9 protein-coding genes and 1 riboswitch are annotated in these 14,776 nt (G+C 59.1%); of the genes, 7 read left to right on the top strand and 2 right to left on the bottom strand.

Annotated features, from left to right (window positions below):
• Positions 1 to 290 precede the first annotated feature (290 nt).
• Positions 291 to 1,766, bottom strand: a complete 1,476-nt coding sequence (locus AC0AP0_RS03470) for an amino acid permease (protein WP_490429399.1) — start codon at positions 1,764 to 1,766, stop codon at positions 291 to 293.
• A gap of 96 nt (positions 1,767 to 1,862) precedes the next feature.
• Positions 1,863 to 2,041, bottom strand: a riboswitch (Lysine riboswitch).
• Positions 2,042 to 2,354: 313 nt separating this feature from the next.
• Between AC0AP0_RS03470 and AC0AP0_RS03465 the strand changes: the two genes are divergently transcribed.
• From AC0AP0_RS03465 to AC0AP0_RS03435, 7 genes are all read left to right on the top strand, one after another.
• Positions 2,355 to 3,680 carry an ABC transporter substrate-binding protein gene (locus tag AC0AP0_RS03465; protein WP_490429398.1) on the top strand — a complete coding sequence of 442 codons (1,326 nt, stop codon included), beginning with the start codon at positions 2,355 to 2,357 and terminating at the stop codon, positions 3,678 to 3,680.
• 142 nt (positions 3,681 to 3,822) lie between these two features.
• Positions 3,823 to 4,779: a carbohydrate ABC transporter permease gene (locus tag AC0AP0_RS03460; protein WP_490429397.1), complete on the top strand. Its 957-nt coding sequence runs from the start codon at positions 3,823 to 3,825 to the stop codon at positions 4,777 to 4,779.
• Positions 4,776 to 5,711, top strand: coding sequence for a carbohydrate ABC transporter permease (locus tag AC0AP0_RS03455; RefSeq protein WP_490429396.1), 936 nt, complete (start codon positions 4,776 to 4,778; stop codon positions 5,709 to 5,711). Before AC0AP0_RS03460 ends, AC0AP0_RS03455 begins: the two co-directional genes overlap by 4 nt.
• A gap of 66 nt (positions 5,712 to 5,777) precedes the next feature.
• On the top strand, positions 5,778 to 7,943 hold the full coding sequence (gene gnpA, locus AC0AP0_RS03450; RefSeq protein ID WP_490429395.1) for a 1,3-beta-galactosyl-N-acetylhexosamine phosphorylase: 2,166 nt from the start codon (positions 5,778 to 5,780) through the stop codon (positions 7,941 to 7,943).
• Between the two features lie 28 nt (positions 7,944 to 7,971).
• On the top strand, positions 7,972 to 9,057 hold the full coding sequence (locus AC0AP0_RS03445; protein ID WP_273388328.1) for an aminoglycoside phosphotransferase family protein: 1,086 nt from the start codon (positions 7,972 to 7,974) through the stop codon (positions 9,055 to 9,057).
• The gene (locus tag AC0AP0_RS03440) at positions 9,057 to 10,529 is read left to right on the top strand and encodes a UDP-glucose--hexose-1-phosphate uridylyltransferase (protein ID WP_490429394.1); all 1,473 of its coding nucleotides are present in this window, start codon (positions 9,057 to 9,059) and stop codon (positions 10,527 to 10,529) included. The genes AC0AP0_RS03445 and AC0AP0_RS03440 overlap by 1 nt, the downstream gene beginning before the upstream one ends.
• Positions 10,530 to 10,568: 39 nt before the next feature.
• Positions 10,569 to 13,943: an endo-alpha-N-acetylgalactosaminidase family protein gene (locus AC0AP0_RS03435; protein WP_490429393.1), complete on the top strand. Its 3,375-nt coding sequence runs from the start codon at positions 10,569 to 10,571 to the stop codon at positions 13,941 to 13,943.
• A 71-nt stretch (positions 13,944 to 14,014) separates the two neighbouring features.
• On the opposite strand, the gene AC0AP0_RS03430 is transcribed toward AC0AP0_RS03435, so the two are convergent.
• Positions 14,015 to 14,776: amino acid permease (locus AC0AP0_RS03430; protein WP_490429392.1), on the bottom strand; the 762-nt coding region annotated here is incomplete at its 5' end.

Below are 14,776 nucleotides of genomic sequence, written 5' to 3'. Positions count from 1 at the left end.
TGACGCTGCCGTAGCCATGATGCTCTTGCCCGGCCCGGTCGGATTGATTGGTGTTCGACGCTGCATTGCTGGTGTTCTGCGTCATGATCCTCCTCCTTTTGGCTGGGCGACGCACCGGGGAGTCCGGGGTCGTACTGAAATTGTGATTCCTGATATTGCCGGCTGGGTGTCGGAATAGATTCATATGGCCGGGTCCTTGAGCCGGTCCTCGAACGCTTAGGGAGTCTATGCCATTGATATGGCCTTTCGGCTCCCGTGGTCACAATGTGTCATGTCAGCTGGCAAATCTTTCATAGCGATTCCGGATCCCCGCTCAAATCCATGGCCTCCAGGGGCACGATTCGGGTATGGTGTCGGATCTTGTAGCCCAGGTAAAGGGCAAGCACCAGGGGCACGCTGATATAGGTGACGCCGATCTCCTGCCAGTTCCAGTTGACGAAGGCCTCGATGTTCTGCCCGCCGATGACGACCACGCATAGGATCAGAGCCAGGATGGGCCCCAGGGGGAAGAGCTTGGCATGGTAGCGCAACTCCTCAACCCGGTGGCCTTGGACCACCCAGGCGCGGCGGAAGCGGTAGTGGCTCAGGGCGATGCCGATCCAGACGATGAATCCGGTCAGACCCGAAGCGGCCACCAGCCACATGTAGATCCGCTGGCCGAAGATACTGGCGGCGAAGGTGGCCAGGGAGACCACGAGCGTGGCGACCAGCGAGGCCATGGGGATGCCGTGACGGGTGGTGTGCCCGAAGAAGGACGGGGCGTAATGGTCCTTGGCAAGGGAGTAGAGCATTCGGGTGGAGGCGTAGACACCTGAATTGGCGGATGAGAGGACCGAGGTCAGGATGATGGCGTTCATGACGCTGGCTGCCGAGGCCAGGCCCGCTCGCTGGAAGACCAAGGTGAAGGGTGACATGGCGATGTTCCCCTCGGCGGAGCTGAGCAGATTGGGGCTGGTGTAGGGGATCAGGGCGGCGATGACGAAGATGGACAGCACATAGAAGAGCAGGATCCGCCAGAAGACGTCGTTGATGGCTTTGGGGACCGCCTTGCCGGGGTTTTCGGACTCGCCGGCCGTGACGCCGATCAGCTCAGTGCCCTGGAAGGAGAAGCCTGCAATCAGAAAGACGTTGAGAATGGCGGGGAATCCGCCCACGAAGGGAGCGTCCTTATAGGTGAAATTGCTCAGGCCCACGGCTGGACGGAACATAATTCCGCAGATCATGGCCAAGCCGATGGCCAGGAAGACGATCACCGTCACCACCTTGATCAGTGCCAGCCAGAATTCGGCCTCGCCAAAGGCCGACACGGTCAGGGCGTTGATCAGGAAGATGACCACTAGGACCAGCAGGCTCCAGATCCATCCTGGGGTGTGGGGCAGCCAGTACTGGATCAGCAGGGCGGCGGTGGAGATGTCCACAGCCACGGTGATGGCCCAGTTCAGCCAGTAGTTCCAGCCCATGGCAAAGCCTAAGGCTGGATCCACGTAGCGGGCGCTGTAGGCGGCGAAGGATCCTGACACCGGCAGGTGTGTGGCCAGCTCGCCGAGGCTGGTCATCAGGAAATAGACCATAAGGCCCATGGCTGCGTAGGCCACCAGTGCGCCTCCTGGTCCGGCCTTGGCGATGGTGGAGCCGGAGGTCATGAACAGGCCGGTGCCGATGCAGCCGCCCAGGGCGATCATGGTGACGTGCCGGGTTTTGAGGTTGCGTTGAACCCGGTCGGTGGATGCGGAGGAACTGGTCTTTCCGCCCTGCCTGGTCGCCATAACTGCTCTTTTCCTTGGACTGACCTGAGAGCCCTATGACGACGGTTTCGACAGGCTCCGCTCAGGCGGAATCCAGACGCCTTGCCTGTCTGTGACACTGCACATAGCGCTCCGCAACATCGGGTTGCGACAGTCCCGGACCTGTTCGACCCGGGCCCAACGGGTCGGATGGGCGGATCCTGACCGTTTCGGCCGGACCTCCTTTCGCCGGGTATGCACGACACCGCACTGTCTGATCCCGGTTACTGATAGGTTCGGCGACCTCTTCAGTGGTTTTGCAATTACGGGACAGCATAGAGGGATTCTCAGACAAGGTTGGAGCGCTTGCCTTATAGGGTATAGGGCGAAGTTGTCGAAAACGCTGCTACTGCAAAGCACTACACCCGCTTAGAGTTCGTTGGATCTACTAGGTCGATATCAATTGTGAATGAAGGTAATCAAATGAAAATCCCGTGGTTTAGCACTGATTTGCTAAATCTACATTTCTTGTAATTGAATTAATAAACTGTCCTTGCAAATAAGTACTGCTATACTGAATATGCACTTCGAGGTTAAGACAATGTTGTTTTTATGAAGGGGTGAGTCAAGATGAGAACCAGCAACAAACGTATAATGGCGGCCATGGCTGCAGTGGCGGCCTTAAGCATGGCACTGGCCGGGTGCGGTTCCTCCGGCGGATCCGATGCCAGCAAGGGCGGTGACACCAAGTCGGGCGGCAAGGTCGAACTGACATACCTGCATCGTCTTCCCGACAAGCAGGGCATGACCATGGTCAAGGACACCGTGGCCAGGTGGAACAAGGATCACCCGAACATCCAGGTCAAGGCCACCAAGTTCAATGGCAGCCCCGGTGACCTGATCAAGAAGCTGGAGACCGACGTCAAGGCCGGGAATGCTCCCGATCTGGCTCAGGTAGGCTACGCTGAGCTGCCTGAGGTCTATACCAAGGGCATTGTCGAGGATGTCACTGCAGAGGCAGGCAAGTACTCCAAAGACTTTGCAGAGGGTCCCAGCAAGCTTATGAGCGTGGACGGCAAGGTCTTCGGTCTGCCTCAGGATACCGGCCCCATGGTCTACTACTACAACAAGACTGAATTCGACAAGCTGGGCATTAAGGTCCCCACCACGGCCGAGGAATTCATCGAATCGGCCAAGAAAGCAGCGGCTCAGGGTAAGTACATCATGACCTACCAGCCCGATGGTGCAGGCATGGCCTTCTCCGCCCTGTCCGGCGCATCATCTCCCTGGTACGAGATCAAGGACGGTAAGTGGGTCGTCAACGTTGATACGCCCGGCTCCAAGGCCACGGCCGACTTCTACCAGCAACTGCTGGATGCCAAGGCGATGAACCTGACCCCCAGCACCGACCCCTCCTTCGCTGGTGCCTTCCATGACGGCTCCATCATCGGATCCATTGACGCCGCCTGGAACGCCCCGATCATGATGGACTGGATCGGTGATGCCGGCAAGGGCCAGTGGAGGGTCACCCAGATCGGCGACTGGTTCAAGAACGGCGGGAAGACCGGGCCCAACGGCGGTTCGGGCGTTGCAGCCATCAAAGGCACCAAGCACAAGGCAGAGGCCATGGAGTTCCTGGACTGGTTCAACACCCAGGTGCCTGATCTGACCTCTCAGGGTCTGATTGTCGCGGCCTCCACCGAGAAGGCCAAGACCCCTCAGTCCTGGTCCGAATTCTTCGGCGGGCAGGACGTGATGGCGGAGTTCGCCAAGGCCAACGCCAACATGGGCTCCTTCAACTACATGCCCGGATTCTCCGCGGTGAGCAGCGCCGTCGGCGAGGCTGCCGACAAGGCCGGGAAGGGTCAAGCCAAGGTCTCCGATGCCTTCGACGCGGCACAGAAGACATCCCTTGCCACACTGAAGGATTATGGCCTTCCGATCGCCAAGGATTGATCGGTAACCGCTCTTCGGCGGATACAGCAGGGAGGCCTTCCCTGACAATCTCACCAGGTTGGGGAACCCGGGTCTGTGGCCCGTGTTCCCCGCCTGCGGGAAGGTCGCCCGCCTTATAGGTTCCGAGAGGATGGTTATTCACATGAACCATCGAACAACAGCTGAGGCAGGGGCTCAGAAGAAGGGGAGATCCGAGATCGTCAAACGCAACGAACGGACGGGTTGGGCATTCATGATGCCTTTCTGCATCCTCTTTGCGATTGTCTTCATCATCCCTATTGCCTATGCCGTCTATATGAGCTTCTTCCAGCAGGTGGCCTCGGGCGGCGGCGCCTACGGCGGGGGCGAGATGATCAATAAGTTCGTCGGGTTGGAGAACTTCCGATTTACAGTTACCTCCGCAGCCTTCTGGACCGGCATCGGCAGGGTCCTGATCTACACGGTCATCCAGGTCCCGGTCATGATCATCGCCGCACTGGCCCTGGCCATGCTCCTGGATTCCTTCATTGTCAAGCACGTCACCCCCTATCGGCTGGGCTACTTCCTGCCCTATGCCATCCCGGGCGCGATCGCGGCCATCATCTGGGTATTCCTTTACAACGACCAGTTCTCGCCCATCGTCAAGGGCCTGGCAGCCATAGGAATCCACGTCAACTTCTTCGCATCCAACGCTCTGATCGCCTCCATGGCCAACATCACCACCTGGACCTTCACGGGCTACAATATGCTGATCTTCCTAGCAGCCCTCCAGGCCATTCCTCGTGATCTCTATGAGGCTGCCCGAATCGATGGAGCCAACGGTTTCCAGATCGCCATGAGGATCAAACTCCCCAACGTAAGGGGGGCCGCTCTCCTGGCCATGCTCCTGTCCATCATCGGCAGCATCCAGCTCTTCAACGAGCCCCAGGTCATGCAGACCGTCGACAAGGGCATATCGAACTCCTACACCCCCATGATGATGGCCATGAACACATCGCGAGGCATCCTCACCCCCAAGGGTGACGGTCCGGCTTCGGCCATCGCAATTGTCATGGCGCTGATTGCCGGGGTTCTTGCCGCCCTCTACGCATACATCGAGAGGAAGGTGAACGAATCATGACCTCGGCCAATCCCGCAAGCCTTGCAAAAAAGCAGGACAAGCTCCTCAAGCAGAAGGCCGATGAGCTGCCCCGCTCCATGAGGCCCACCAAGGTGGTCAAGATCACCACCATCGTGGTCCTGGTCTTCGCCTTGATCTACTTCCTCTTTCCCATTTATTGGGCCATCATCGCCTCTACCAAGTCGCCCTCCCAGCTGGTCAGCAGCAACGGCCTCTGGTTTGCGGTCGACCTGAAGAAGATTCCCCAGGCGGTGGCCACCAACTACTCGATCCTCCTGGGCTGGACACATTCACAGTTCTGGCACTGGGTCTTCAATTCCTTGATTTACTCAGGGGTTTCCGCCCTGATCGGCACAGTGGTTTCGGTCATGGCCGGGTATGGCACAGCCAAGTTCCAGTTCCGAGGCAGGGGCGTCGTCATGACCATCGCCATGTCTGCCCTGCTGATGCCCTCGGCGCTGATGACCATCCCCCAGTACTCCATCTTCAACGCCCTCCATCTGAGCAACACCATGCTGGCAGTGATCATCCCCTGCTCGGTCTCGCCCTTCGGTTTCTTCCTGGGAAGGGTGTACGCCCAGAGTTCGGTCCCTACCGAGCTTCTGGAGGCGGCCAGGATCGACGGTGCCGGTGAGGCCAGGATCTTCTTCACGATCGTGTTGAGGATTCTTGCGCCCGCCATGGTCACGATCTTCCTCTTCCTCTTCGTGGCTACCTGGAACAACTTCCTCCTGCCCCTGATGATGCTCTCCAGCGAGAACCTCTTCCCGGTGACACTGGGCCTCTATGGTCTGGTCTCTCTGCCGGTCTTTACCGATCGAGGGGCGCTGATGATGGGGTCCCTGCTGGGTGTTCTGCCGGTGATCGTCCTCTTCTTCTGCCTGCAGCGGTTCTGGCAGGCTGGACTGACCGCCGGTTCGGTCAAGGAGTAAGAGCCCAAGGCTGTACATAGCTTTTCAGTCATTCCGTTACGAGATATTCCAAGGAGATTTGATTCAATGACCACGACCGGGCGCTTTACCCTGCCGGGCGAAGAAAACTTTGCCGAAAAGACCAAGGAACTGGCCAAGCTCTGGGGTGCGGATGCCATTCGCAATTCGGACGGCACGCGTTTGGACCAGGAGCTGCTGAACTTGGGGATGAAGGTGTACAGCGCCTACTTCCCTACTCGCGCCCACAACGAGTGGATCAGCAAGCACATGGACGAGACCCCACAGGTCTACCTGATGTCTGAGCGCATACTGGCCCACGAAGATCAAGTGCAGATTCCCTTGATGGACCGCTATTTCGACCAGCAGCTCAGGCCCAACAGGGATGCCGACCCCCATCGCTACTGGGAGGTCATCGACCGCACCTCCGGGCGGGTCCTGGACCAGTCGGAGTGGAGCCTGGATCCGGATCAGGACCTGGTTCGCGTGACCGAGGCCACCCCCATGCATGAGTACACGGCATCCTTCCTGGCCTACATTATCTGGGATCCGGTCGAGATGTACAACCACCTGACCAACGACTGGGGCGACAAGGAGCACGAGATTCCCCTGGACATCTACCATCCTGCCACCCGAAAGTTCGTCATGGATGCCTATCGGCAGTGGCTGGATGAGAACCCGGCGACCGACGTGGTCCGGTTCACCACCTTCTTCTACCAGTTCACGCTGATCTTCGACCAGCTCCACCGGGAGAAGCTGGTGGACTGGTTCGGATATGCCTGCACAGTCTCCCCCCAGGCCTTGGATGACTTCGAGACCCGGTACGGTTACCGTCTGCGTCCGGAGGACTTCATCAACAAGGGCAGCTACAATTCCTCCTTCTGCATTCCTGGCAGGGCACAGCGCGATTGGATCGATTTCCTCTCGGACTTCGTGCGGGAGAACGTGAAGACCATGGTCGACATAACTCACCAGGCAGGCAAGGAAGCCATGATGTTCCTGGGAGACCAATGGATCGGGACCGAGCCCTACAAGCCGGGCTTCGAGAAGCTGGGTCTGGATGCTGTGGTCGGGTCCGTGGGCGACGGCACCACCCTGCGCATGATCTCCGATATTCCCGGGGTCCGTTACACCGAAGGTCGTTTTCTGCCATACTTCTTCCCTGATACCTTCCATGAGGGCAACGATCCCAGCATCGAGGGGTTGGACAATTGGCGCAAGGCCCGCAGGGCCATCCTGCGCAGCCCCATATCGCGCATGGGCTACGGCGGCTACCCATCCCTGGCGGCCAAGTTCCCCAAATTCGTTCAGACCGTGGCCCGCATCGCAGACGAGTTCCGGGATCTACATGACAGGACCAATGGGAAGGCGGCCCAGGGACAGCTCAATGTGGCAGTGCTGAATTCCTGGGGCGCCATGCGTTCCTGGATGGCCTACACGGTGGCGCACGCCCTGCCCAACAAGCAGACCTACTCCTACTACGGGGTTCTGGAGGCACTGTCGGGCATGAGGGTGAACGTCCGTTTCATCAGCTTCGACGACATTCTGGCCCGTGGCGTGGATCATGACCTGGATGTGATCATCACCGGTGGTCCGGCCGATACGGCCTTCAGCGGTGGCGGGGTCTGGAAGAATCCTGCCCTACTGGAGATCCTGCGGTCCTGGGTCAACGGGGGAGGGGCCCTGGTCGGCATAGGCCAGCCGACCGCTTTGGAAAGAGAGGGGCGCTTCTTCCAATTGGCCGATGTTTTCGGCGTTGATCAGGAGCGCTTCCACACTCTTTCGGTAGACAAATACTTCCCGAAGGTCGCCGAGGGGCACTTCATCACCGCCGATCTGCCCGAGGACGGCAAAGCGAACTTTGGAGAGCCAGTGGTAAACACCTACCCCATCAACGAGGAGGTCACCCTGCTAAGGGCCGACCAGGGTCAGGTGCAGCTGGCGGTCAACCAGTATGGCATGGGCCGTGGGGTCTACCTGTCCGGACTGCCCTATTCGGCCGTCAATGCCAGGCTTCTTGAACGGATCCTTTTCTATGCCAGTGGGCAGGAGGGCCGGTACAGGGACTGGAGCTGCACCAATCCTCATTGCGAGGTGGCCTACTTCCCGCATGAGGGCGTCTATTGCGTCGTCAACAACACCGACTTGCCCCAGGAGACCAGGGTTCGTCAGGCGGACGGCCAGGTCAGGGACATTGTCCTGGAACCCAGCGCCATGGTCTGGCAGCAGGCATAAGGGCAGGTTCGGCAGGAAAGGGGCTATTATGACGACGGTTCAGGATCAGGAGCTGGCCGCGGTTGCCGCCCGCTACCCACTCGAAGGGCGTGTGGAGAGCATTGCGCCTTATGGCAATGGGCACATCAATCAGACTTATCTGATACAAACGGACAAGCGTCGTTACATTCTGCAGCGAATGAACACCTCGGTTTTCCCTGATACGGCCTCCCTGATGCGCAACATCGAGTTGGTGACCGAATTTCTGCGCTCGCAGGGCCAGGAGACCCTGGACATTATCCGCAATAGAGAGGGCAATACCTACTGTGAGCTGGCAAGCGGAGCCTGGCGGGTCTATGCCTTCATCGAGGACACGATCTCCTACGATCTGGTTCCCAGCCCAGATGTTTTCAAGGAGGCGGGCCAGGCTTTCGGACGCTTCCAGAATTCTCTGGCGCTCTTCGATGCCTCTCAACTGACCGAGACCATCGCCCACTTCCATGACACCCCCAAACGGTTCGAGACCTTCAAACGGGCTGTTCAGGAAGATATCAAAGGCAGGGCATCCACCTGCCGGGCCGAGATCGACTGGTATATGGAACGTGCTGACCAGTACCCGGTCATCATGGAAGGGCTTGCCGATGGATCCATTCCACTCAGGGTCACTCATAACGACACCAAGCTCAACAACATCCTGATGGATGCCGCCACCGGGAAGGCCAGGGCCATCATCGATCTGGACACGATCATGCCCGGATCCATGCTCTTCGATTTCGGCGACTCCATCCGTTTCGGCGCTTCGACTGCCTTGGAAGACGAGCGGGATCTGGACAAGGTCCATTTCAACCCCGATCTTTACCGTGCCTATGCCCAAGGGTTCCTGGGAGCCGTGGCCGGCAAGGCCATGGACCGGGAGCTGAGCCTCTTCCCGGCTTCCTGCAGGATTATGACCCTGGAGTGTGGCATGCGCTTTCTGACCGACTACCTTCAGGGCGACACCTATTTCGCCACCGCCTACCCGGAGCACAATCTGGTGCGGACCCATACCCAGATGCGCTTGGTCGAGGAGATGGAGGCTGACGATGCCCAAATGCAGGAGATGACCGCTCAGGTGGTCGAAGAGGTGAGGAGCTGATGCTGAACCGGGTTTACCGGAGCCTCGATGCTCTGATCGGGTACGCCTGTGCCTGTTTGGACCTGGATCCGTCCGATGTCGACTGGGCTCGCAATCAGATCTTGGCGCTTTTCTCCTTGGACTCCTACGATTCCGGGGATGGATCTGCTGATTCCGCCTCCGGTGGCGTCGATGATCTTCTGGAATCGTTTATGCAGGCCTTGGTCGATGCCGGGCTTATGGCTCAGGATGACGCCCCCTCCATGGCAGATACGGTTATGGGAATCCTGTCCTCCAGGCCATCCCATCTGCAGCGGCGCTTCATGCAGGTGGAGAGGGCTCAGGGTGGTATGGCAGCCATGCACTGGTTCTACGACTATTGCGTCAAAAACACCTACATCAAGAAGTCCCGTCTGGACAGGAACCCTCGTTTCTCCTCCGGGGGCGTGGTGGTCACCATCAACCTGGCCAAGCCGGAATTCAAGGACATGAAGAAGGCTGCGGCGGGCAACAGCACCGCAGGAGGGTACCCCAAGTGCACCATCTGCCATGAAAATGAGGGCTTCGCCGGGCGTGACAAGCGCACATTGAGGACCATCCCCCTGACTCTAGGCGGCCATGGCTGGTTTTGGCAGTTCTCGCCCTATGGGTACTTTCGCGAGCATGGCATCTGCGTCAACGCTGATCACACCCCCATGCACGTGGACCGGGACACCTTCGGGAACCTGCTGGATTTTGTGGACCGTTTTCCTGATTACTTCCTAGGATGCAACGCCGCCTTGCCTCGTATTGGCGGATCCGTTCTGGCTCATGACCACTATCAGGGCGGAGGAGAGCGCCTGCCCATGCATCAGGCCGGTGCTTGGCGAACCCTGCACTTGGGCGGCCACCCTGATACACCTATCGAGATTCTGGACTGGCCGGGGACCGTGGTCAGAGTGGTTTCGCCATCACGGCAGGAGATTATCGAGGTCAGCGAAACCGTCAGGCAGGCCTGGGTGGATTACGACAATCCGGACCTAGACATCGCCAGCCAAGGACCAGAAGGGCGGCAATCGGCCCTTTCGCCCAGCCTGGTCAAGACCGACCGAGGCTACGAGATGAGCCTGATCCTGCGTAATAACGGTGTCAGTCCGGAGTTTCCGGATGGCATCTTCCACGTGCACCCGGAGTTCTATCCAGTCAAGCAGGAACCCATCGGCCTGATTGAGGCCCAGGGGCTCTTCGTCCTGCCCGGAAGGCTGGTCGGCCAGCTTGCCTGCCTGGAAGAGGCTATGGTGACAGGTGCCGGGCTTCCCGAACAAGTAGCCGACTTCAACTTGGAGTATGGCGAAATTACCAAGACTCTGCAGGGATCGCGTAATCCGGACAAGGTCCATGAGGCCCTTAAGAGTGAAATCGGTAGTGTCTGCGCCCGGATCTTGGGCAACACCGCAGTCTTTAAGCGGCCCGAACAGACCGAGGAGTTCCTGCGGGGGCTGGGTTGCCGGTAGGTGGCGTATATGAATAACACCAATGACAGGGGATGACCGATGGGCAGAACAAGCATGGACGGAAACCAGTCGATCACGAGGGCGAGCGCCACGGACTCTTGGGAGACTCTGTGCACCGAAGTAATGGAAGTGCACCTCAGGCCTGACTTTCCTTCAGTGATTGACTATCGGCTGAAGGCGCCTCAGGCTGGAAGGACCATGCTTGGGCAGGTCCGGGATATGCGTCTGGTGGCCATCAACGGCGTCGAGATTGAGCTGGGTCCTGACCAGGTGGAGCTGGAGCGGGAGAATCAGACCAGTCTGGTCTATCGACTTCATGTGATCGCTGCAGGTCAGGGGATCGATGCGGTTTTGGCGGTCCGTATCTCAGTCGAGGACGCCTCTCTGAGCTATAAGGTGATCTCGATTAGGAACCAGGCCGGCCCCGATCATCCAGTCCAGACGGTGGCCTTCCCTGGTCAATGCCTGATTTCCGTGACTAGTACTCAGGCGGATGCGGAGTTTACCGGCGCCCGCATGTCTGCGGATGTCTCCATCAGCGGTGATGTGCACCAGGCAGTCACCGAGCAGATGGAGGAGGACCCTATTGGGCAGGACTACATGTATGGCTTCCTCTCCGCGGATGGCCTCAGCGCCGGCCTCTGGAGCAACTCCGAGCACGATGGGACCACTGCCAGCAAAACGGGAACCGGTGGCGCGCAGAACACCAGAGTTATGACGGTTCGCGACCAAGTGGACGGAGTTACCGTCCTTGGCCTGACTAGTGCACCTTGGATATACAACCGGGTGGTTCAGGATTCCCACGGACGCTCTTATACGGTTGAGGAGACGGACAAGCCCGCCATGGCAGTGGCTCTGGCCGGAGACCTGAACGATGACGGGGTGGTCAACTGGCAGGACGGCGCCATCGCCTTCAGGCACATCATGAACAATCCGTACGGTTCTGATGACATCCCGGACCAGGTGGCACGACGCATAGCTATGAACTTCGGCTCTCAGGCCCAGAATCCCTTCATGACAACCTTGGATAATGTCAAGCGGGTGGCCTTGGCTACCGATGGCCTAGGTCAGTCCGTCCTTCTCAAGGGATATGGCAACGAGGGCCACGACTCCGGCCATCCGGACTACGACGACATCGGTCGACGAATGGGCGGAGTCCAGGACTTGAATACCTTGATGGACAGGGGCAAGGCCTATGGTGCCCGGTTCGGCGTCCATGTCAATGTGGACGAGATGTTTCCCGAGGCCAAGGCCTTTTCTGAAAACATGATTCGCAGGGACGACAAGGGCGGCCTCTGCTATGGCTGGAACTGGCTGGATCAGACCGTGGGTATCGATGGCATCTATGACCTGGCCTCAGGCGCCAGGAGGGAACGCTTTGCCGCCCTCGCCCGTGAGGTCGGCGACAGGATGGACTTCGTGTACGTGGATGTCTGGGGCGATGGGACCTCGGGGGAGGAGGATTCCTGGCAAACCAGAAAGCTCTCGAAGATTCTGACCGATAACGGGTGGGGGATTGGCACGGAGTACGCTTCGGCCAATGAGTATGACGCCACCTTCCAACACTGGTCTCTGGATTTGACCTATGGATCCCCCCACGACAAAGGTGAGAACTCCCAGGTCATGCGCTTTCTACGCAACCACCAGAAGGATAGCTGGATAGGTGATCACCGAGCTTTCGGAGGCGCGGCCAACGCCCCGCTCCTGGGCGGCTACAGCATGAAGGACTTCGAGGGATGGCAGGGGCGCAATGACTTCGATGCCTATATGGATAACCTCTACACCTGCGACCTCTCGACCAAGTTCATCCAGCATTTCAGAATCATGGCCTGGTACAACGACCCCATCAACGTCGATTCCGTCCATGACTCGACCAGGAATCAGGGGAACGAACAGGTCGAGCTGGTTAATGATCAAGGTGACAGGCTGATCATCTCCAGGGGTTCCAATGAGCAGACATCACCCGCCTACCGCGAGCGCACGATGAGGCTGAATGGTCGCGTGGTGCTTGTCGGCGATCTGGAGGCCAATGACCCTAAGGCCGACAAGCCTGGGCTTGAAACTGGAACCGGCGCAGGGGCATATCTGCTGCCCTGGGTCTGGAATGCCAATACAGGGGACCTGCTTGATCCGGATGAACAGAAGCTCTACCACTGGAATACTGCTGGCGGCTCAACCACTTGGGAGCTCCCGGAATCGTGGCGCGATGCCTCTACTGTCATCGTCTACCGGCTGACCGACCAGGGCAGATCGGAGCCAAGGGAGATTCCGGTGGTGCACGGGAGCCTCACCCTGGATGCCAAGCCCAGAACACCCTACCTGGTCTGTCGGCATGCGGGCCAGGGAGTCCAGGTGGACTGGTCGGGAGAGCATCTGGTTGATGCAGGGTTCAACGGTGGCGAAAGGCTGTTCCAGTCGGTCTGGTCCGTGAAGGGGCCCGGGCGTGCCTCGATCACCAAGGGCCAGTGCGCCAATCCCATGCTCAGGCTTGAGGGCTCGGTCTGTGCTGTGCAACCCTTGACCAGCCTGGTGCCAGGCAGACGGTATGCCCTCTATCTAGGGCTTGACAACCGTGGCGGTCGGGTCGAACTGAGTGTGGAGGCGGACCAGGGTGGGCAGCTGGCTCGTAATATGAGCGGCCCGAGCATTGCCGAAAACTATGTCAAGGCCTACGCCCACAACACCGATGCCCCAACGACTGACGGCAGCAGCTACTTTCAGAATGCCTACCTCTTCTTCACAGCGCCCAAGGGTGGGCAGACCCGTCTGGCCTTGGCTCATGAAGGGGGTGGTGTCGCCTACCTTGACGACATTCGCCTGGTCGAGAACGACTATGCCGGCATCAGCCTGGACCAGGACGGTCATCTGGCTGAGCTTACCTGTGACTTCGAGGATAACGTCCAGGGGATTTGGCCCTTTGTGGTTGCTGGGGCCGAAGGGGTGGAAGACAACCGAATCCACCTGGCCCAGTTGCATGAGCCCTTCACGCAGGCCGGGTGGGATGTCAAGAGGATGGACGATATCCTCCAGGGTGGCTGGTCTCTGAAAGTCAACGGTCTGATTGGGAGGCATGCTCTCCTCTTCCAGACCATTCCCCAGAACGTTCCCTTTGCGCCGGGCCGGCACTACAGGGTCTCGTTCGACTACCAGTGCGGATCAGACGGCATATACGCCTTGGCAATAGGTAGAGGCGAATACCCCGGTGAGGACCTGAACCTGTATCCTTTGCACAAGGCTCTAGGGGCCACCGCCAGATGCGAGTTCGAGCTGACTGGCGATCCGAATGGCGATACCTGGTTCGGCATTTACTCCACTGACAGAAAACCAGATCTGGAAGGCAGCAGCGGCTCGGAGGCCAACATGGCTGGCTACCAGGATCTGGTTCTCGACAATCTGCGGATTACCAGTCTCTAGTCAAAGATTCCTTAGTCAAGAAGGAAGGGTTGCATGGTCAATTTCCTTAACAGCCGGTCGCGCTTATATCGCTACTGCGCTCGCCGCTGGGTCAGCTGGTAGGCCACCAGGAGGACGATCAGCCAGATGGGCCCGGCGATGACGGCCACCCGATAGCTGGACGAGAAGCACATGAGCACGACGATCATGGCCAGGAATGCCAGGACCGCCCAGGGGGTCACCCGGGCAAAGGGCAGCTTGAAGTGCAGGGTGTCCAGGGCGCTTTCGCCGGTCTTGCCCGCCAGGTCGCCGGGGCCCTCACCGCGGGCAATGGCACGCCGGAAGAGCATCTCGGTCACCATGATCATTGACCAGTTGATGATGGCCGAGATTGTGGCGATGCTCATCAGGTAGTTGAAGGCGAACTGGGGCCAGAGGAAGACCACGACCACGGCCAGGGCGATGATGCAGGCCGAGGTCAGCACTCCTGCGTAGGGCACCCCTCCCTTGGAAAGCCTTCCCAGATACTTGGGGGCATTGCCCTGCCGGGCCAGGGAGAAGAGCATGCGGGAGTTGGAGTAGAGGGCCGAATTGTAGACGCTCATGACCGCAGTCAGGCAGACGAAGTTGAGGATGCCTGCGGCCGCGTGGACCCCCACCGAGTCGAATATCTGGACGAAGGGGCTGACGACCATGCCTTGCGCATTGGGCTTGCCGATGGCATTCCAGGGGACTACGGCCATGATCACCCCAAGTGTCAGGATGTAGAAGACCAGGATCCTCCAGATGATGGCGTTGGTGGCCTTGGGGATGGTCCGACGGGGATCGGAGGCCTCCCCGGCGGTGATGCCGAT

It is taken from the genome of Bifidobacterium sp. POST2/T3 (B1), from assembly GCF_058197115.1.
Note: the sequence above shows the minus strand (reverse complement) of the source record. Positions and strands in the feature narration are given on the sequence as shown.

Excerpts from the sequence above, each read along its gene's own strand:
- AC0AP0_RS03470 (WP_490429399.1), bottom strand. The coding sequence starts at position 1,766 with ATGGCGACCAGGCAGGGCGGAAAGACCAGTTCCTCCGCATCCACCGAC.
- AC0AP0_RS03465 (WP_490429398.1), top strand. The coding sequence starts at position 2,355 with ATGAGAACCAGCAACAAACGTATAATGGCGGCCATGGCTGCAGTGGCG.
- AC0AP0_RS03460 (WP_490429397.1), top strand. The coding sequence starts at position 3,823 with ATGAACCATCGAACAACAGCTGAGGCAGGGGCTCAGAAGAAGGGGAGA.
- AC0AP0_RS03455 (WP_490429396.1), top strand. The coding sequence starts at position 4,776 with ATGACCTCGGCCAATCCCGCAAGCCTTGCAAAAAAGCAGGACAAGCTC.
- gnpA (WP_490429395.1), top strand. The coding sequence starts at position 5,778 with ATGACCACGACCGGGCGCTTTACCCTGCCGGGCGAAGAAAACTTTGCC.
- AC0AP0_RS03445 (WP_273388328.1), top strand. The coding sequence starts at position 7,972 with ATGACGACGGTTCAGGATCAGGAGCTGGCCGCGGTTGCCGCCCGCTAC.
- AC0AP0_RS03440 (WP_490429394.1), top strand. The coding sequence starts at position 9,057 with ATGCTGAACCGGGTTTACCGGAGCCTCGATGCTCTGATCGGGTACGCC.
- AC0AP0_RS03435 (WP_490429393.1), top strand. The coding sequence starts at position 10,569 with ATGGGCAGAACAAGCATGGACGGAAACCAGTCGATCACGAGGGCGAGC.